Source organism: Coriobacteriaceae bacterium, from assembly GCA_025757745.1.
Classification (GTDB): domain Bacteria; phylum Actinomycetota; class Coriobacteriia; order Coriobacteriales; family Coriobacteriaceae; genus Collinsella.
On the sequence record CP107217.1, the window covers coordinates 500,929 to 520,928 of the forward strand.

Below are 20,000 nucleotides of genomic sequence, written 5' to 3' on the forward strand. Positions count from 1 at the left end.
CTGAGCAAATGTCAAGAGAATTGAGAATTCGCTACAAAACAATCGGTTATCTTGTTCAGATGTTCAAACAATCGCTACAATATGGATCACTAAGCGAGCGCAATTACAGGTTGCGCAGATACGTTTGATAGTGAAAGAGCAAGATCGCGGTCTCTTGGGGAGGAGACATCGATGAAAGCGAATTCGGACAAATCTAAGCAGAGTAATAAAGCGACGCGCCGTGTGCTGGCAGGCGTTTTGTGCGGAGCCTCCGTGTTGAGCCTGGTACTGTCGCTCGTCATGCCCCCGATCTCGCAGGCTATTGCCAACGATGCCGAGGCGGTTTCTACCGAGGAAACTGTGATGGGGGGGGGTTCCTCAAGTGAGTTTGCTGGTGTAGACAACACTGCTAACGAGGATGCCGTAAACCAGGATAGTGATGGTGCCGTGGCCGACGACGATGTTCAGTCGGAGGAGCAGTCCAAGGACGAGTCACAGGCAGAAGATAATGAAGCGATCGACGATGGTGCTGGTTCGTCAGCCGAGGAGGCTGTGGCGAGCGAAGAGACAGCCACGGCCATCAATAATGCCGATGATTTGCAGAGAAAGCTTTTAGGCGTTGTGGAAAATAAAGCCGCCAGCTTTAAGCTTTCGGCTGATATTGACTATGCTGGCGAAATCACACTTAACAAGAACGGCAGCATGATAACGCTGGACCTAAACGGCTTCAAAATCACGCATTCAGGCGACAATTCAAACAAGCCGCTCTTCAATATCGCCAATAACGCTGCGCTTACCCTCAAAGATTCTAAACAAGGGTCTGATCAAAAGCAGGATTCGGATGGCGACAATAACGGGCGAGTTGCCTTGATGGGATGCGACAGTTCTGGCATTCCGACTAAGCTGACGTATTACGTGACCGAATCGACGCCGAACGGTACAGGGACAACCGAGACTCTCTATAGGCACGAGGTCAGCATCAAGGGTGCCATCGTGGGTACCGCTGCTGGCTCCACGATGAAGCTCATCAACGTTTATGCGGGCGGTACGTTTAATCTCGATAGCGGCGTACTTACCCAAAAGAAAAATTGCAACGTCGGCAACCTCATCTATGCCGAAAACGGCTCTACCGTCAACATGAGCGGCGGCTATGTGTGTGGCGCTTCTAGCTCGGGCGCGGGCGCGGGCATTATGGTGTCCAACGCGAATGGCGGCGCTTCGACCCTCAATTTGACCGGTGGCGTAATTGCAGGCAACTATGCCTCCAATGGCGGCGGCGTGTACGCTAACGGATCCACAATTAATATGACCGGCGGCACGATTTCCGGTAACGGTACGTTCAAAGATCGATCAGGCTACGGCGCCGGTGTTTGTGCCGTTGGTTCAACAGTAGTCATTTCAGGTGGTTACATTACCAACAACAACTATCAGTTCTACAGCGACAATGAAGGCTCTACGAAGCATATCGGCAACGGATGTCACGGCGGTGGTGGTATTGCTGCCTTCAATAACGGCAGTCTCACAATTAACGGTGGCTACATCACCGGTAACTATTCTGCCGAGGCCGGTGGCGGTATTTATGCTGGCGCTTGGAATCAGGCCCTCTCCTTGTTTTCGTTCTCTGGTGGAAGCATCGCCAGCAATGTGGCGCAAAACTCTGAGGGCGGCGGCATCCGTATCGCTGCGCCTACAGTTGGCGAATTTAATGTGATCGGCAAGAAAGCCTACATAACTAACAATACGACTAATACCCCCAATGACTGGGGCGGCGGCGGCGTGTTTGTCCAGGGAGGCAACAGTGCCGAAGGCGTTAATTCGGCGTGTCTCAAGATATCCAACGCCCTGATTACCAAAAACTCGGCCAAGGGCTATGGTGGTGGCTTCGCGGCCTGCCCGAGCGGCAAGACGGCGATTACAGATGCCAATGGTATTGCGATTTTCGGAAACACCGATGCAAACGGTGAGAATCTATCAGGCGGCACCAATGGTAAGAATGAAGACCAGCCTTCAAGTGTTGATGGCGGTGAGATTACTGATGACTTCAAGAGGCGTGGCCATGAGGACCTCTTCCTTATCCGCAAGTCGGATAACGCTGACTATATCGCAGCCGTAACGGGCCAGATGCTCGGCGGTGGTGCTGCAAATTGGTCGGGCACGATTGACGGTCAGCTTGCGACCATCGGTAAGTATGACGGAGCCCAAGCCAAGTACATGATTGGCCTAAAGTCCAAACCGTCCGCTGAAGATCAAAATGCTGCTATAGGGCTGGCTACGTTATATATCACGGGCAACAGCTCCAATATCCACGGTGGCGGAATCATGACCAACGGAGACGTTGTCGCCGGTTCCACTCGAGAGGTCAAGGTTTACCCCAAGATGAAGCTCAACGGCACCAAGGTGCTTGAGGGCGGCAAGCTTAAAGGAAATGATTTCGATTTCCAGCTTCTCAGGCAGAACAAGATTATTAACGAACTAGGCGAGATCTCATATACGATTCCGAGCTTTGACTCCAATGGTGATCTTCAGCTCAATCGCTGCTCGGTGGTCGATACGGTGAAAAACGATGAGAACGGAAATCTCACCTTTGATCTGGGTGAAGTTTATGCCGATGACGATCTTGTTTACTACTTGGTAGAGGTTCCGGGCACGGACAAGGACAAGGGCGTGACTTACGACAAAACGATCTACAAAATTGATCCTGAGGTTGTGAAGGATGAGGGCAAGTCGCACAACGTGCTTGACATTAAATACACGTATTACAAAGTCAAGAGCGTTTCGGTAACAAAGGTAAAAAATGACGGCGCTGGCGCAAGAACGCCAGAAACAGAACCAGCAGCCGTCACAGAAGCTGAAGGCGAAAACGCTGTTATCGTTGCGCTTACTAGTGGTGCAACTTTCACCAACAAGTACACTCCGTACACCTCCAGCGGTTCTTGGACTCCCAAGGCGACTAAGGTCGTTGAGGGTGGCGAGATGAAGGAGTTTACGCTTCAGCTTGCGACCGATGGCAGTTTTCAGCACATTATTCGTGAGGCCAATACTACTGGCGATAACAAGAAGCAGACGCTTTCGTTCTTAGATGACTCTGATAAGGGGATTGAGTACTCGCTCTCTGATATCACGAAGGAGCCTGACTCCACGGGCCGTGGCGCTTCCAAGACCTTCACGTACTATGTGCGCGAGAAAGACAACAGTTCGCTGTTCTCGCACTACAAGTTCGATAATTCGGTCTACAAGTTCACAGTTGTTGCAACGGACAATACCAGTGGGACCATCAGCTGTAAGGTGACCTACAGGAGGGGGACCGTTGACCCCGGCGGTACGTGGGTAAACGCCGATACTGCGGACCACGAACTCACCGACAGTTCCACCCCCACCTTCACCAACACCTACTCCACCTCTTTGCCCCTTTCTGGTATGTCGGGCGTCACTCTGACGTACCTTGCCGGCGCGGCGGTGCTTTGCGCTGCTGCGGCCTGGATGCACATTCGTCGCAAGGCGAATGCGAAGGGAGGCGAGCGTCGTGAATAAGAAAGTTTGCTCCTTCCCGATCTTGTTTGCGCTGCTTGCCCTCCTGATCGGCACCTGCGCGGTTGTGTTCCCCGCATCCGCGCAGGCCGCGCCGACCTCGACCGGTTCCATCACGGTGAGCGGTACCGTGGCGAGCAGCTACAACGCCTACCAGATCTTTAGCGCCAACGTCGTCGACGGCGACAGCGACGCCAAGATCGCCACCGACCTTGTCTGGGCAAGTGGCGCCGTGCGCGACGCCGCGCTGCCCGTGCTGCACAGCGCCGGCATGCCCAATTCCCAGACCACCGCGCAGGAAGCTGCCGAGTGGCTCAACACCGATTCCCACCTTACGAGCGCGCTGAGCGCACAGCTCGCTCGTTCCCTTCAGAGCTCTGGCGCCGTGTCCGTGGCCCTTAACGCGGGCACGACGGCCGAGCTGTCCTGTGGCTACTGGCTCATCGTCGCCAAAGACGACGCCATCTCCCAAAACGAGGCCGGCACCGCGCCGATCATGGCCCTGGTCGGCGGCAGCGCCGTCACCGTCAAGCCCAAGGCCGCGACCCCCAAGGTGGCCAAGCACGTGCTGGAGGACAGCACCGCCGCATGGCAGAAGGCCGCCGACGCCACGGTCGCCGACGACCTGTACTGGCGGCTCTCGGCCACGGTCCCGGCGGGTCTTACCGTCTACGACACCTATACGGTGCAGTTCGTCGACACCATGGGCGCGGGGCTCGACCCCTCCAAGGTCGCCGAGAGCATGCATGTGTACGTGGCGACGGGCGCGGACGGCGGCTTCGACGCCGTCGCCGCCGGCAAGGACGGACGCGCCGGCACTAAGGCCGCGAAGGGCTGGACCGACATCACGGCCCAGTGCGCCACCAAGGTAGCGGCGGACGGCAAGACCTTCACCGTGCGCACCGGCGACCTGATCGCCGCGCTCGGCGGGGCCGACGCCTTTACCGCGGGCGCCCGCGTGGTCGCCGTGTACAATGCGCCGCTCAACAGCGCGTGCAACCACGGCATCGCGAAGGGCAACCCCAACGAGGTCTACCTGCGCTACCCGCGCTCTCCCTTTGCCGACCAGTCCGGCGACGCCGGCTTCACCCGCACGCCGAGCGACGATGCGTGCGCCTACACCTGGGATCTCGCGCTCACCAAGCGCGGCAGCGACGGCGACAAACCGCTGCCCGGGGCGGTCCTGAGCATCGCCGACGACCGCGGCCGCACGCTAGCGGCCGACGGCACGTGGGATGCGCAAGGCAAGGCCACCGTCACCACGGGCGAGGACGGCCGCGTGACCGTCTCGGGCGTGGACTCGGGCAAGCTGGAGGTCTGCGAGCCCAAGGCGCCCAAGGGCTACACCGCCTTCGAGGGCACGCGCTGCGTGACGGTCAAGGCCGAGGGCCTGGACGTCGACCAGGTGGCCGCCGCCAAGCCCAAGCTCACCATCACGGCCGAGTCGCCCCTGCGCGCCGACAGCGCGGACGGGTCGACGGGCAGCCTGGAGGCGTCGCTCATCAACGCGCCCACCGGCACACCCCCTAGCATTACCACCGGAGGCTTTATGCCCTCGACTGGCGATATGGCAATGTACGCCGCGGCCGCCGCAGCGGTCGCCGGAGCCGCGCTCATTGTGGTCGCGCTCCTGGTCAAGCGGGGAGGTGGCAGCCATAAAGAGTAGCTGGCAGCCCCACAGAGAGCGGGGCGAGACGTAGCGAAGCAGATGCTAAGACACAGACAGATGATGACCGATCGAATGAGAATCAAACGGAAAACGGAGGAAAAGAAGATGAGCATGAGCAAGAACATCGCACGCCTGGCAGTAACCGCCGGCCTCACAGCAGCGCTGAGCTTCGGCGGTGTCATGGCCCCGGTGACCATGGCGTTTGCTGAGGATGGTGCGACGGGCAGCATCACGATCAACCAGGTCAATGGTAACGAGAGCACCAAGTTCAAGGCGTATCAGATCTTCAAGGCAACGGTGACCGACAAGACGGAGGGCAAGATTGCTCAGAACATCGAGTGGACTAACTCCGATCTTGGCAACAAAGTGATTAGTGCCATCGAGGGCTGGAGCGGCTACAATGCACCCAGTGTGACTAAACTTCCCACGAAGCCCACGGCTCAGGATGTCGCCGAATTCCTTATGGCGAACGCGGGTGGTCCGATTGCGGGTTCAGCTGACGGAACTACTAAGGGGACGCGAGTCGCTACTGATAATGTTCTCTACGCAGTCGCGAATGCCGTAAAGAATGAGACTCCGACCGCTTCTGGTATTTCAGCTGGACAGCCTTGGAATGCTACCGCCGGATCTGGTTATTACTTGTTTGTGACCGACGATAGTAGCCTGGTGGCCAGCAATAAGAACACCGGCACGTCTCCCATCTTTGCAGTCGTGGGTGGTAGTGCCGTGACCGTTTATGAGAAGACCAACATCCCAACGGTTGAGAAAAAGGTCCTCGACGATTCTAAGGTGACGGGCACTGCCATTACTGGGGAGGACGAGGCCAATTGGAAGGATGCGGCCGACTCCCAGATCGGTCAGGTAGTGAACTATAAGCTAACCGGTACGATCGCAGATAACTACGCCAGCTATGACTCTTATTCCTATAAGTTTAAGGATACGCTGGAGAAGGGTCTTGACTACGTCGATGGCTCGCTTAGCGTTTATGCACTGAACGGTGATGCATATACCGAGATTGCTCCGGCTAGCTACGGTGTGACTAAACCCTCTGATTCCAGGCGTGACCTGGTAGTCGATTTTAGTAAGGGCGAAAAGGGTCTGAAGTCGGCCACCGCGAAAGATGACGGACCGCTTACGATCGATGCCAACACCAAGATTGTTGTCTTCTACCAGGCAAAGCTCAACGCAAAGGCGGTTATTGCAGGGGCCAACAACGGGCTGGAGGGCAACCCCAATACTGTTACGCTCGAGTATTCTAACAACCCCATGGTCGCAGGCACTGGCACCTCGGCGCCCGACACCGTCGTGGACTATACCTACGGCCTTCAGATTAATAAGGTTGACTTGGGCACCGAAGCAGCTCTCGAGGGCGCGCAATTTACCATCACGACCACAGGTGATGAGAATAACGGGGTGAAATACGTCGCGAAGAACGGTACGTTGAGTGATGACGAGGTTGTTTTAACGACGAACGAGAAGGGCCTCATTCAGCTTACCGGTCTTGATGCTGGTACCTATACTGTGACCGAGAAAAACGCCCCCAATGGCTATACCGCGGTTTCGTCTTTCGAATTTACGATTGATCCGACAATTAATGATGAGGAGGGCCAGGGCTACAAGCTGACAAAGCTTGAGGGAAGGCTTGATAACAAGGGTCAGAACGACAACGTCATCTCTGGCCTCACCGACGGAAATTCTGGCGACAACAAGCTGACGAAGAAGGACGGATCGGAGAAGAATGCCGATGGTACCTTCAACATCACCGTTGGCGATACCAAGCAGGTTGGCCTCCCGCTGACCGGTCTCAACGGCGTGACCTTCACTTGGATCGCTGGTGGCGCGGTTCTGTGCATCGGTGTGGCGCACCTCATCCGCAGCCGTAAGCAGGCCGAGGAGTCCGAGCAGGAGTAACGCTCACCCACCCATCCCTTTGGCAGGTGGGATGTGATGGCCATGAGACTTGCGGACACTTTTCTCGTCCATCGACGTTCTTGCTTTGCCATTCTCTTTACGGGGCAGACTCCGCACTGGAGTCTGCCCCGTTCTTTTTGGACAACGCAGGCAGCCTCCATCGTCCGATGCGGGCTCGATCGTCATCGCGTTTCTTGACTCGTATGAGGTTCGGTTTAGGGTCCGTAGGCGCACGCGCGGTGCGGACGGTAGAAGGCATTTGCGCCGTAACAAGCGCAAATAAGAATGCCCGGGGTTCGGAGCCCGGGCATTTAACAACGTCGGAAACTGGTCGCCCGCGCTCCTAAGTACTTACGCGGGGTGCGTCGTTTCCTGTAGCTATTGTATCCCGAATCGCCCCGCCGATTCGGGACATTTTGAAAACTCAAATGCAGGCCCATGCTCGCGCTGCGCAATGCTGCCAAGCTGCGTTGTCCGGCGTGGAAGCTCGCAATTCGGCTATTATTTGTTTAGACAACTTGAGTTGTAGAGGAGTGACCGGCGATGGTGCAGGGCGCCAAACATATGAAGAGCAATAACGCCGCGGTCAACGGCGGCTCAAGCCCTCAGCCCAAACCTCAACCAAAGCCCAAGCGCCGTCGCAAGCGGCTGCCGCGCTGGGCCGACCGCCTCATCACCATCGTCATCATCCTTATTGGCGTGGGCCTTATGACCTGGCCGTGGATCTTGGACCGGCTCGAGGCCTCGGGCGTGTTCAACCAGATCAGCACCGTGTCCAGCACCGTGGACGCGCTGTCTGCCGAGGAGCGCGAGCGCATCCTGCTCCAGGCGCGCTCCTTTAACGAGCAGCTGGCGGGCGAGGCCACCGAGCTTCCCGCCGACCAGATCGAGCCCTATGCCCAGCAGCTCATCTTTGACCGCGACCCCATGATGAGCTGGGTCGAGATCCCCTCCATCGACGTGAGCATGCCCATCTACCACGGCACGAGCGAGGAAGTCCTTATGGCGGGCGTCGGGCACTTGGAAGGCACGAGCCTGCCGGTGGGCGGCACCTCGACGCATTGCGTGCTCACCGCGCACTCGGGCATGCGCAACTTGAGCATGTTCGACGACATCCATTCGCTGGAGCCCGGCGACCTGGTGCTGCTGCACACCATGAACAAGACACTCGCCTACAAGATGGTGGACTCCGAGGTGGTGCTGCCCGAGGAGATGGAGTCGCTGACCATCGAGCCCGGCGCCGACAAGGTGACGCTCGTCACCTGCACGCCCTACGGCGTGAACGACCACCGCCTGCTGGTGCATTGCGTGCGCACCAAGTACAACAAGAAGGACGTCGACAAGCAAAAGTCGCTGGCCGGTCGCCACTGGGGCAAGCGCGAGTTTGCCGTGCTCATCGTGGTCGTGGCCATTGTGCTGTTGCTGCTGGACATCGTGATCCACGCGATCCGCAAGCGCCGCAAGGCCAAGGCCTCGGCATAGGACATTCTTCAGAACCACCACAAAGGGGACAGGCACCTTTGTGGTGGTCGGGGCTTCCAAACCATCGCAACATTCGATGAAAATCGCGATTTTGACGAAAAGCGTCGAATGTTGTGATGGTTTTCATTATGGACGGCGCGGTTTTCATTGTGGGCGGGACGGTTTTCGCTGTGGGCGGTGCGGTTTCGCTGCAGAACCGCCAGCCTGCCGCCTGCCAACCGCCGCCCTCGTTACGTTTTCGCTGCATTTGGGTAAAGCGCCTGCTCCAAGCCGGCGTTGCCTTGTATACTAAAGCGGTTTAACTGTTATGCGGAAGGGAGCGCCTATGGCACTCAGCGAGAAAGACGTGCGCGGCATCGCCGAGTACGCAAAGATCGCACTGACCGATGACGAGCTCACCCAGATGACGTCCTACATGAACGACGCCGTCCAGATGCTCGAGCCCGTCTTGCAATATGACTTGCCCGACGTGGAGCCCACGTTCCATCCTATTGGAAGCCTGTCCAACGTGATGGGCGACGACCTGCGCGAGCCCGAGCGCGACCTGCCGCTCGACGTTGCGCTCGAAAACGCCGGCAGCGCGCGCGAGCGTTACTTCCGCGTGCCGTCCATTTTGAGAGAGGGGGAGAGCGAGTAATGGCGCTAAGCTTCGATTCCCTTACCGCCGCCCAGATTGCCGCGGGCGTTGCCGCCGGCGACTTTACCGCTACCGAGGTGGCCCAGGCCTCCCTTGCCGCCATCGAGGCGCGCGAGGGCGGGGTCCAGGCATTCCTGCAGGTGGCGCCCGAGCTCGCGCTCGAGGCCGCCGCGCGCGTGGACGCCGACCGTGCCGCAGGCAAGCCGCTGCCCCCGCTCGCGGGCGTGCCGCTGGCCATCAAGGACAACATGAACCTCGTGGGCACGCGCACCACCTGCGCTTCCCGCATGCTCGAGAACTACCAGAGCGTCTACACCGCCACCTGCGTCCAGCGCATGCTGGATGCCGGCTGCCTGCCCATGGGCAAGGCCAACATGGACGAGTTTGCCTTTGGCAGCTCCACCGAGAGCTCGGCGTTCCACCGCACCAACAACCCCTGGGATACCGAGCGTGTGCCCGGCGGCTCCTCGGGCGGCTCCGCTGCAGCCGTCGCCGCGGGCGAGGTCGCGCTCTCGCTGGGCTCGGACACCGGCGGCTCCATTCGCCAGCCGGCGTCGCTGTGCGGCGTGGTGGGCTTTAAGCCCACGTATGGCGCCGTGAGCCGTTACGGCGTGGTTGCCTTTGGCTCGTCGCTCGACCAGGTGGGGCCCTTCGGCCGCACGGTCGAGGATGTCGCGCTGGCCATGAACGCGCTTACCGGCGCGGGCCACGATCCGTACGATTGCACCAGCCAGGATTGCGCTGTCGACTTTACCGAGCATCTCAACGACAACATCGAGGGTAAGCGCGTGGGCATCATCCCCGCGTTTATGGAGGCCGAGGGTCTGACGCCCGAGGTCAAGGCCGCTGTTCAGCGCGCCGCCCAGGAGCTGCAGAACCAGGGTGCCGAGCTCGTGGAGGTCGACCTGCCGCACCTGGATGCCGCCATCGCCGCTTACTACGTCATCGGCCCGGCCGAGGCGTTCTCCAACTTGGCCCGTTTCGACGGCATTCGCTACGGCTATCAGGAGGAGGGCTGCGCCAACCTGTCCGACCAGAGCTCGCTCTCTCGCGCCCACGGCTTTGGCGCCGAGGCCAAGCGCCGTCAGATGCTCGGCGCCTACCTGCTGAGCTCGGGCGTGTACGACAAGTACTACTACGCTGCGCAAAAGGCCCGCACGCTCATCACGCAGGACTACGACGCCGCGTATGCCAAGGTGGACACCATCCTCATGCCCGCCTCGCCGCGCACGGCCTTTAAGTTTGGCGAGATCAGCGACCCCACGCAGATGTACCTCTCCGATCTGTACACCATCTCGCTCAACATCTGCGGTAACGGTGGCATCTCGGTGCCGCTGGGCCTGGGCGAGGATACGCAGCTGCCCGTTTCTGCCCAGCTGGTGGGTCCGGCCTTTAAGGACCGTCAGCTGCTCACGTTTGCCCGCGCCCTGGAGCGCGGCTTTGCCGATACCGCCACGGGTGCGCCCGCGCTATCCGTCGCGCCCGATTTTGCCGGGAAGGGAGGCGAGCTGTAATGAAGGAGCTTTCCGAGGTCCTGCAGGATTGGGAGGCCGTGATCGGCCTGGAGATCCACACCGAGCTCACCGCACTCGACACCAAGATGTTCTGCAACTGCAAGCTCAGCCACGATGACGAGCCCAACGCCAACGTGTGCCCGGTGTGCCTGGGCCTGCCCGGCGCCCTGCCGGTGCCCAACAAGCGCGCCATCGAGAGCATCGTCAAGGCCGGTCTGGCCACCAACTGCGAGATCCAGCGTCACTCGATGTTCTACCGCAAGCACTACTTCTATCCCGATATGGCCAAGAACTTCCAGACCACGCAGGGTCCGGTCGCCTTTGCCATGTACGGTCACCTAGATCTGGACGTGACCGGTCGCGGTGCCGCCGAGCGCCCCGACTGCGCGTTTGGTGAGGCCGAGGCCCAGAGCCTGGCGAGTGCTTCGGCCAACGCCGAGGGTCTGTCCACGTCCATGACGTCGACCATGCGCGAGGGCAACCAGCGCGCCGGCCATCTGGCCAGCTACGACGCGTCCAACCTACAGATGCCCGAGCGCCGCGAGGATGGTTCCTACACGGTGCCCATTCGCATCCTGCGCATCCACATGGAGGAGGACGCCGCCAAGATGGTCCACGTGGGCGGCGCCGAGGGTCGCATTACCGCCGCGGCCGAGTCGCTCGTCGACTACAACCGCTGCGGCACGCCTTTGATTGAGCTCGTGACTGAGCCCGATCTGCGCACGCCCGAGGAGGCTCGCCTGTTTATGGAGAAGCTCCGTCGCATCTTTGTGACACTGGGCATTTCGGACTGCTCCATGGAGAAGGGTTCCATGCGCTGCGACGGCAACGTGTCGCTGCGCCGCCGCGGCGAGACCAAGCTGGGTACCAAGACCGAGCTTAAGAACCTTAACTCGTTTAAGAGCCTGCATGATGGCCTTGCCTACGAGATTTGCCGCCAGGCCGAGGTACTCGAGGAGGGCGGCATCATCTACCAGGAGACCCGTCACTGGGAGCCCAGCCGCAAGCGCACCGTAGTCATGCGTGTGAAGGAGACGGCCGACGACTATCGTTTGTTCCCCGACCCCGATCTTGCGCCGTTCGATCTGGACGATGAGTTCATCGACCGCTGCCGAGGCGAGATCCCCGAGCTGCCCGATGCCAAGCGCGCCCGCTTTGAGGCCGACTTTGGCATTAAGGCTGCCGATGCCGAGCAGATTGCTGGCGACCCCGAGTTTGCTGACTTCTTTGAGGCCGCTGCTGCCGGTATGGCTGGCAAAGAGGCCCAGACGGTCGCAAACCTGCTGGTAAATGAAATGATCGCCTACCTTAAGGGCGCGGGCGTTTCGCTGGCCGAGTCCGGTATTGCACCGGCTCAGGTGGCGGCACTCGCCAAGCTGCTGGCGACCGATGCCATCAGCTCCAACCAAGCGCACGAGGTCTTTGAGGCCATGGCTCAGACCGGCGACGACCCCAACAAGATCGTCGACGAGCGCGGCATGCGTCAGGTGAGCGACGCCGGCGCGTTGCAGCCGATCGTGGACGAGGTGCTGGCTAACTGTGCCGAGCAGGCGCAGCAGTACCGCGACGGCAACCAGAAGGTCATCGGCTTTTTGGTGGGCCAGTGCATGAAGGCGAGCCGCGGCAAGGGCAACCCGAAGCTCTTCAACGAGTTGCTGAGAACGTCGCTCTCGTAGCTGCGAGGCCGGGGAAGCCCCGAGTCGCCGGGGTGTTTCCTCCAAATTTCAAACAGTCCTATGCAAGACGAAGGCCACATTTAGTGGCCTTCTTTGCATGCGGAACTCATTTGGAGCAAACACCCCGGCGACTCGGGGCTTCCCCGGCCAGACGACTCGGCCGTTCGGGTCAGGCGGGGCTGAATGGAATAGAGTGAATGGGCGCGCCGTTGGCGCGCCCATTTTTGTGCGGGTGACAAAGGGGCAGTCCCTTTGTCACATTGCAAATGGTCTTCCCTGCTTGTGGGACTTATGGGCCGTCCCTTTGTCGCCTCTTTATTGATGCTGGGAGCGCCAAGCGGTGGGGGTGGTGCCGGTGTGTTGCTTGAAGGCTTGGGCGAAGGCGGCCTGCTGAGGGTAGCCTAGACGCTCTGCCACCTGCGCTATCGTGAGCGCGCTATCGGCCAAAAGGTCCTGTGCTCGCTCCATACGGCGTCTGCGAATGTAGGCGCCCAGGGACTCGCCAGTTTGGGCCTTAAAGGTGGCGCATAGTTTGGAGCGGCTTGTGTAGAGCCTCTCGGCCACCTCGTTGATACCCACGCGTCTGCCTTTGTCGAGCGTGCGCTCAATCATTGCCGTTGCTTCTTCGGCAATGGTTATGCTGACACGTGTGTCTGCCGCCTGCCGCGCCTGCTTGTGGGCCGCGCGCGAACAGGCGAGCTCCGCGACCATGGTCTCCACGATGCCTTGCATATAGACGTGTCCGCCTACGGTGCGGGCGCGGTCCTCGTTAATCCGGCGCAGCGTGTGGCAGATGGCAGACGTCGCCTCCTCGTGCCACGACTCGGCAAACGCTTCAAAGACTCCCACGAACTCAGTGGGATACCGATGCTCCAGCTCGTCAAAATACCCGGGCAAAAAGAGCACCGAGCGCGAGTGATAAAGCTGCCCTGCAAACAGCGGACTTAGTTCCTCGCCGCAGCTATCTTGGATAAAGCTGCACACCGCGCTGTTCGGCCACGGTCCATGCAAGGGTTTAAGGTTCGCAGGCGTTATGCCAGCCTCGGGCATGCATATAAGTGTGGGCGCGCTGACCTCGCTCACGCAGGCGTACGGTTCGGGTGTGTATTCGGCCAGGTACATATCGTGCATCGGGGTAATGAAATGCTCCATAACGATGCAGGCGGGGGAGAGAGGCATGATCCATGCGCGTCCGTGCGCCCGATCGTTTGCCACCTCGCCGGTAAAGACGGCGCCCCTGCCGGTAAGCTCCAGGCCAAACTGCTCAAACTGCGGTGCGTAGAGCTCGGTTATGTCGGTCGCTGCCCGCCGTATTTGCAAAAGCGTCCCTTTCCTTTGCAGAAACGTCCCTTTCCTTTGCAGAAACGTCCACGCCTGGCTCGATTGTGAGCCATGGCTAACACATCAATGATAAGTTCATTACGGTTAACTTTCAAGCCGTTAGAAAGGAATCTCATGGCAAAGGGATCAAAAAAGGAAGGCGGCGGTATCGGCGAGCTGCTTGCATATGCCGGCGACCGTAAATTCCTAACATATTTGGGCATGGCCCTCTCGGCGCTCTCGCAGCTGCTGAGCTTTGGCCCGTACGTGTGCATTTGGCTTGTCGCGCGCGATCTGATCGCCGTGGCACCTAACTGGAGCGAAGCCTGCGATATCGCGATGTATGGTTGGTGGGCCGTCGGTTTTGCCCTGGTGAGCATCGTGATTTATTTCGTGGGGCTCATGTGCACACACCTGTCCGCGTTTCGCTGCGCGTCCAATATCCGCAAGGCTACGAGCGAGCATCTGCTTAAGCTGCCGCTCGGCTACTTTGACACGCACGCCACCGGTGAGCTGCGCCGTATCGTAGACGGCTGCGCCGCCTCAACCGAGACACTGCTCGCGCACATGCTGCCCGATATCGCCGGCGCCACCGCCATGGTCGTGGGCCTGCTCGTGCTGCTATTTGCCCTCGATTGGCGTTTGGGCGCGGCATGCTTAATCTCGGTCGTCGTTTCGTTTTGCGCCATGGCCACCATGATGAGCGGCAAGGGCGCCGAGTTCATGAAGGCCTACATGGGCGCGCTGGTCAAGATGAACAAGACCGGTACCGAATACGTACGCGGCATTCCCGTGGTCAAGGTGTTTCAGCAGACGGTCTATTCCTTTAAGGCGTTCCACGACGCGATCGCCGAATACGCCGACATGGCGCAAAACTATGCGGGCACGTTTTGCCGGGGTCCGCAGGTACTCAACCTTACCGCGCTCAATGGTCTTGTGACATTCCTGTTGCCCGTGGCGTTGCTGTTGGCGCCGGGCGAGACGGACTTCGCGCACTTTATGGCCAACTTCACGTTTTACGCGATTTTTTCGGCCGTGGTGCCGACGGCCATGACCAAGCTTATGTTTGTGGGCGAAGCATCTCAGATGAGTGCCGATTCGCTGGCGCGCATCCGAAGCATCATGGATTCCAAGCGGCTCTCCGTGCCCGAGCAACCCAAGCACCCCGCTGGCAGCGATGTGCGCTTTGAGGACGTGAGCTTTACCTACGAGGGCGCCGAGGCGCCTGCCGTCAACCATGCGAGTTTTAGCGTTCCCGCAGGTAGCACCCTCGCGCTGGTGGGTCCTTCGGGCGGCGGCAAGTCAACCTGCGCAAGCCTGATTCCTCGTTTTTGGGATGTTTCCGCAGGTCGAGTGCTCGTAGGTGGTGTGGACGTTCGCGATATGGATCCGCACGAGCTTATGGACCAGGTCGCCTTCGTGTTCCAGACCAACCAGCTGTTCCGGCAAACACTTGCCGATAACGTGCGTGCCTCCAAGCCTGCAGCCACTGACGACGAAGTGCGTGCGGCTCTCTCCGCGGCCCAGTGCGACGATATCGTAGCCAAGCTTCCGCAGGGTATCAACACGATGCTCGGCGCCGGCGGGGCGTACCTTTCGGGCGGTGAGGTCCAGCGTGTGGCGCTCGCCCGCGCAATCCTTAAGGACGCGCCTATCGTGGTGCTCGATGAGGCCACGGCGTTTGCCGACCCCGAGAACGAGGCACTCATCCAGCGCGCCTTTAGCAAGCTGGCGGCGGGTCGCACGGTCATTATGATTGCGCACCGGCTTTCGACCGTGGTGGGTGCAGACCAAATCGTGGTGCTCAACCAGGGCAGCGTGCAGGAGTCGGGTACCCATGCCGAGCTGCTGTCCCAAAATGGCCTGTATGCCAAGATGTGGGCTGAGTACGAGCAGGCCGCGAGTTGGAAGATTACTGCTGTGGCCGCGGATGCCGCCGTCGCGAAGGGAGGCGAGGCCTAAATGTTCGCCTCATTCCAAAAGAAGTATTTCCTATCCGATAAAGGCATCGCCGGCGTAAAACGCGGCGTCTTCTGGACCGCGCTCACCAATCTTATTACCATGGCCGGCATGGGCTTTCTATTCCTGGTTATGGCCGGCTTTGTCGAGCATCTTGCCCGCGGGGCCGACCTGCCGGATGCCCTGCCGATCGTGGTCGGCCTCCTGGTCTTTTTCGTGTTGCTCTTTGCCTCTAACTGGCAGCAGTATTACTACACCTACTGCATTTTTTACGAGGAGTGCGGAAAACAGCGCATGGAGATCGCCGAGCGCTTGCGCAAACTGCCGCTGTCGTTTTTTGGTCGACGTGATCTGGCCGATTTGACCGAGACCATCATGGGCGACGTTCAGACCATGGAGCATGCCTACAGCCATGTGCTGGGAGAGCTCTGGGGCGCCATCATCGCAAGCGCCATCGTGTTCGTGGCGTCGCTGTTCTTTTGCTGGCAGCTGGCGATCGCGGCGTTTTGGAGCGTTCCCATGGCCTTTGCCGTGCTGTATCTAACACGCGGCCCCATGGCCCCGGTGTTCGACCGCGTGCGCGCCGAGAAGGTCAAGGTCACCGAGGCGATCCAGGAGACGCTCGACTGCGTGCGCGAGATTCGCGCCACCAACCAGGAGGCCCATTATCTTGAGGGGCTCAACGCCGTGATCGATGCCGAGGAGCGCGAGACCACCAAAGGCGAGCTCGCCAACGGGCTTTTGGTCAACTCCGCCTTTGCCATCCTGCGCCTGGGGATTGCCACCACGTTGGTCACGGGCGCTGCGATGGTCGCCTCCGGCCGGGTCGACTTTTTGGTGATGTTTGCCTTCCTGCTCATGGTGAGCCGCATCTATGCGCCCTTCGATCAGGCACTGATGCTGATGTCCGAGCTGTTTGCCGCCGAGTCGTCGGCCAAGCGCATGCGCTCCATCATGGAAGAGCCCGTGGCGCGGGGCAGCGAGCAGTTTGAGCCCGTAGGTCATGACGTGGTGTTCAATCACGTGGCATTTGGCTATGGTGCGGGCGAGGACGGCCGCGCCGGCGAGAAAGTTCTTACCGATGTGAGCTTTACCGCCAAGGAAGGCGAGGTCACGGCACTGGTCGGTCCTTCGGGCTCCGGTAAGTCTACGGTGAGCCGCCTGGCCGCGCGCTTTTGGGATGCCACCGCGGGCACGGTCACCGTGGGCGGCGTGGATGTTGCGAGCGTGGATCCCGAGGTGCTGCTGCGCGACTACGCCATTGTGTTCCAAGACGTGCTGCTCTTTGACGACACGGTGATGGGAAACATCCGCCTCGGGCGTCGTGGCGCCACCGATGAGCAAGTGCTTGCGGCTGCGCGTGCCGCCAACTGCGACGAGTTCGTGAGCCGCATGCCAAAGGGCTATGACACCATGATCGGCGAGAACGGCTCCAAGCTGTCCGGCGGCGAGCGCCAGCGCATCTCCATCGCCCGCGCACTGCTCAAAGACGCGCCGATCGTGTTGCTGGACGAGGCGACAGCGAGCTTGGATGTGGAGAACGAGACCGTGGTGCAGCAGGCGCTCTCCCGCCTGCTCGCAGGCAAGACGGTTATCGTGATCGCCCACCGTATGCGCACGGTAGAAAATGCTGATAAGATCGTTGTGCTCAAGGACGGCGTGGTAGCCGAGCAGGGCACTCCGGCGCAGCTCAAGGCGGCAGGTGGAGAATTCGCCCGCATGGTGGCGCTGCAAAAGGAAGCAGCTACCTGGCAGTTGTAAGAAGGGGCAAAGGGACAGTCCCTTTCTCACATTGACAATCGGTTACTCCGCATCGCTAATTTTCAAAAGGTTAGCCATGGCTGACCTAGATAGTTAGATAAAATTGAGATATTTCAAAAGCGTGCTCGAGCAAACTTGTTTACTCGGGTGCTGAGGCACCATGCCGCGTCCAATGCGGCAAAAGGGAGAAGCAACATGAAGAAGTCGACGTTTAACACCCTGCTTGTCGGTGGCGGTTTTCTGCTCGGTACGGCCGGCATCAAGCTGCTCACCAGCGCTCCGGTAAAGAATGCCTGCGTGCAGGGTATCGCGTGCGGCATGCGCATCAAGAACGGCTACCAGGACATGGTCGAGCAGGCCAAGGCTAATGTCGACGACATGGTTGCCGAGGCTGCTTACATCACCCAGAGCGAGGCCGCTGCTGACGAGGCAGCCGAGTAACGCTCCCAGGCACAAACTATGAGATTCTCGATTATCAGCGAGATCCCCGGCAGGACCCGCCTCCAGTTGGCGGGTCCTGTGCCAGAGAGCGATCTCGATGCGCTTCTTAAACTCAGCGGTGACATCGACGGCGTGCGCAAGGTGCGCGTCTATGGCCGTATTGGCCAGATGGCGCTGGAGTACGACGAGCCGCGCCGCGATGCCGTGCTGGCCGCCGTCGGTGCGCTCGATGCTCAGGCCATTGCCGACGCAAAGACGGGTTACGTGATGCAACTCGAGCCGCGCAAGCACAAACTCGTTATGGATCTTGCCACGCTTGTCGGCGCCCACTATGCGCGCCGATGGTTTTTGCCCACGCCCCTGCGTGCGGTGTTTGTCGTGGCCGGTTACATGACCTTTTTGCGCGCCGCCCTTCGTGAGCTCGCGCAGCCGCGCCTGACTGTTCCCGTGCTCGACGCTTCGGCCATCGGCATTTCGTTCGTCAAACGCGACGTCGACACCGCGGGCCAGACGATGTTCCTGCTCAACGTGGGCGAGCTACTCGAGGACTACACCCGCGCCATGAGCGAAAACGAGCTCATCAACTCGCTGCTCGACGTGCCCGACAAGGCGCAAAAGGTCGTCGGTGACACCGAGGCGAGCGTTGCCGCCACCGAGCTCGAGCCCGGCGATTTGGTCGCCGTGCGCACTGGCATGTCCATCTGCATTGACGGCGTGGTCGAGCAGGGGAGCGCCATGGTCAACCAGGCGACCCTGACCGGCGAGCCGCTTGCCGTCGAGCGCAGCGCAGGCGACGACGTGTTCGCCGGCACCGTCGTGGAAGACGGCAGCATCTTGGTGCGCGTGCGCGCCAATACGGCGCAAACCAAACTGCGCTCAATCGTCTCGCTCGTGCAGACGGCCGACTCGCTCAAGTCCGAGGGCCAGTCGCACATGGAAGACCTCGCCAACAAGATCGTCCCGTGGAACTTCCTGCTCGCGGGCCTGGTCGCGCTTACCACCCGCAGCCTCATCAAGACCTCAGCGGCACTGATGGTCGACTACTCGTGCGCACTCAGGCTCACGGGTTCCGTTGCCGTCATGACCGCCATGAGCGATGCCGCCAAGATGGGCGTGATGGTCAAGGGCGCCAAGTACTTTGAGTCGTTTGCCAAGGCCGACACCATTGTGTTTGATAAGACCGGCACGCTCACCGAGGCGCAGCCGCGTCTTGCCTGCGTACTCACCACCGACGGCTGGAGCGAGGATGAGGTCCTGCGCTTTTCCGCTTGCTTGGAGGAGCATTTCCCGCATCCGGTGGCACGCGCCGTGGTCAATGCGGCACGCGAGCGCGGGCTCGAGCACCGCGAGCGCCATGCCGCCGTCGAGTACATCGTGGCGCACGGCATCGCTTCCTCCATCGAAGGGCGTCGCGCGATTATCGGCTCGGCACACTTTGTGTTTGAGGATGAGGGCGCGCAGCTCGATTCCGACATTAAGGAGCGCATTGAGTCCCAGATGCAGGGCCTGTCGCCGCTGTATCTGGCGGTCGACGGCACGGTCGTGGGCGTGCTCGGTATCGAGGACCCGCTCAAGCCCGGAGTGCGCGAGGCCATCGCCGATCTGCATGCGCTGGGTGTCAAGCATGTCGTCATGCTCACGGGCGATTCCGAGCGCACGGCCGAGCGTATTGCGCGCGAGGCGGGTGTCGACGAGTTTAAGGCCGAGCTGCTGCCCGAGGACAAGTACGCCTATGTGGAGCGGATTAAGCGCGAGGGGCGCCACGTTGCCATGGTGGGCGACGGCGTCAACGATTCACCGGCGCTCGGTTTGGCCGACGTGGGCCTGGCGATGGGTGGCGGAAGCGATATCGCCAAGGAGGTCGCCGACATCATCCTGACCGACACGGATCTCGCCGCAATTGTGCGCCTGCGCCGCATGAGCCAGGGCCTCATTGATCGTCTGACGAGTTCCTATTCTAAGGTAATGCTCACCAACTCGGCGCTGTTGGCATTGGGTATTACCGGCATGATCACTCCGCAGACGTCGTCACTGCTGCACAACGGCTCGACGATTGCCTACAGCCTGAGCAACGCAAAGGCGTACCTGCATTAGCGTTTTCGATTGAGTATATGGCCTGCATT

12 protein-coding genes are annotated in these 20,000 nt (G+C 60.1%); 11 read left to right on the plus strand and 1 reads right to left on the minus strand.

Annotated features, from left to right (window positions below; translation table 11 throughout):
- Window positions 1-171: 171 nt before the first annotated feature.
- The 7 genes from OGM60_02055 to gatB all read left to right on the plus strand — a co-directional run bounded on the left by OGM60_02055 (window position 172) and on the right by gatB (window position 12,396).
- The gene (locus OGM60_02055; GenBank protein UYI99593.1) at window positions 172-3,510 is read left to right on the plus strand and encodes a hypothetical protein; all 3,339 of its coding nucleotides are present in this window, start codon (window positions 172-174) and stop codon (window positions 3,508-3,510) included.
- On the plus strand, window positions 3,503-5,173 hold the full coding sequence (locus OGM60_02060) for an isopeptide-forming domain-containing fimbrial protein (GenBank protein UYI99594.1): 1,671 nt from the start codon (window positions 3,503-3,505) through the stop codon (window positions 5,171-5,173). Before OGM60_02055 ends, OGM60_02060 begins: the two co-directional genes overlap by 8 nt.
- Before the next feature lie 114 nt (window positions 5,174-5,287).
- Window positions 5,288-7,087, plus strand: coding sequence for an isopeptide-forming domain-containing fimbrial protein (locus tag OGM60_02065; GenBank protein UYI99595.1), 1,800 nt, complete (start codon window positions 5,288-5,290; stop codon window positions 7,085-7,087).
- A gap of 564 nt (window positions 7,088-7,651) precedes the next feature.
- Complete coding sequence (locus OGM60_02070) at window positions 7,652-8,569, plus strand: class C sortase (protein ID UYI99596.1); 918 nt, start codon at window positions 7,652-7,654, stop codon at window positions 8,567-8,569.
- A gap of 325 nt (window positions 8,570-8,894) precedes the next feature.
- Window positions 8,895-9,206 carry an aspartyl/glutamyl-tRNA amidotransferase subunit C gene (locus OGM60_02075; GenBank protein UYI99597.1) on the plus strand — a complete coding sequence of 104 codons (312 nt, stop codon included), beginning with the start codon at window positions 8,895-8,897 and terminating at the stop codon, window positions 9,204-9,206.
- The gene (gatA, locus tag OGM60_02080) at window positions 9,206-10,720 is read left to right on the plus strand and encodes an Asp-tRNA(Asn)/Glu-tRNA(Gln) amidotransferase subunit GatA (protein UYI99598.1); all 1,515 of its coding nucleotides are present in this window, start codon (window positions 9,206-9,208) and stop codon (window positions 10,718-10,720) included. The genes OGM60_02075 and gatA overlap by 1 nt, the downstream gene beginning before the upstream one ends.
- The gene (gene gatB / locus OGM60_02085; protein UYI99599.1) at window positions 10,720-12,396 is read left to right on the plus strand and encodes an Asp-tRNA(Asn)/Glu-tRNA(Gln) amidotransferase subunit GatB; all 1,677 of its coding nucleotides are present in this window, start codon (window positions 10,720-10,722) and stop codon (window positions 12,394-12,396) included. Before gatA ends, gatB begins: the two co-directional genes overlap by 1 nt.
- Window positions 12,397-12,711: 315 nt before the next feature.
- Here the strand turns inward: gatB and OGM60_02090 are convergent, their stop codons facing one another.
- Window positions 12,712-13,716 (minus strand): helix-turn-helix transcriptional regulator, encoded by a 1,005-nt coding sequence (locus tag OGM60_02090; GenBank protein UYI99600.1) that lies wholly within the window; start codon window positions 13,714-13,716, stop codon window positions 12,712-12,714.
- A 135-nt stretch (window positions 13,717-13,851) separates the two neighbouring features.
- On the opposite strand from OGM60_02090, the gene OGM60_02095 reads away from it, so the two are divergent.
- From OGM60_02095 to OGM60_02110, 4 genes are all read left to right on the plus strand, one after another.
- Entirely contained in the window at window positions 13,852-15,678 is a 1,827-nt protein-coding gene (locus OGM60_02095) for an ABC transporter ATP-binding protein/permease (GenBank protein UYI99601.1), read from the plus strand.
- Window positions 15,679-17,436, plus strand: coding sequence for an ABC transporter ATP-binding protein/permease (locus OGM60_02100; GenBank protein ID UYI99602.1), 1,758 nt, complete (start codon window positions 15,679-15,681; stop codon window positions 17,434-17,436).
- Between the two features lie 195 nt (window positions 17,437-17,631).
- On the plus strand, window positions 17,632-17,877 hold the full coding sequence (locus OGM60_02105; GenBank protein UYI99603.1) for a DUF6110 family protein: 246 nt from the start codon (window positions 17,632-17,634) through the stop codon (window positions 17,875-17,877).
- Window positions 17,878-17,955: 78 nt separating this feature from the next.
- Window positions 17,956-19,971 carry a heavy metal translocating P-type ATPase gene (locus OGM60_02110; GenBank protein UYI99604.1) on the plus strand — a complete coding sequence of 672 codons (2,016 nt, stop codon included), beginning with the start codon at window positions 17,956-17,958 and terminating at the stop codon, window positions 19,969-19,971.
- Window positions 19,972-20,000: the final 29 nt, after the last annotated feature.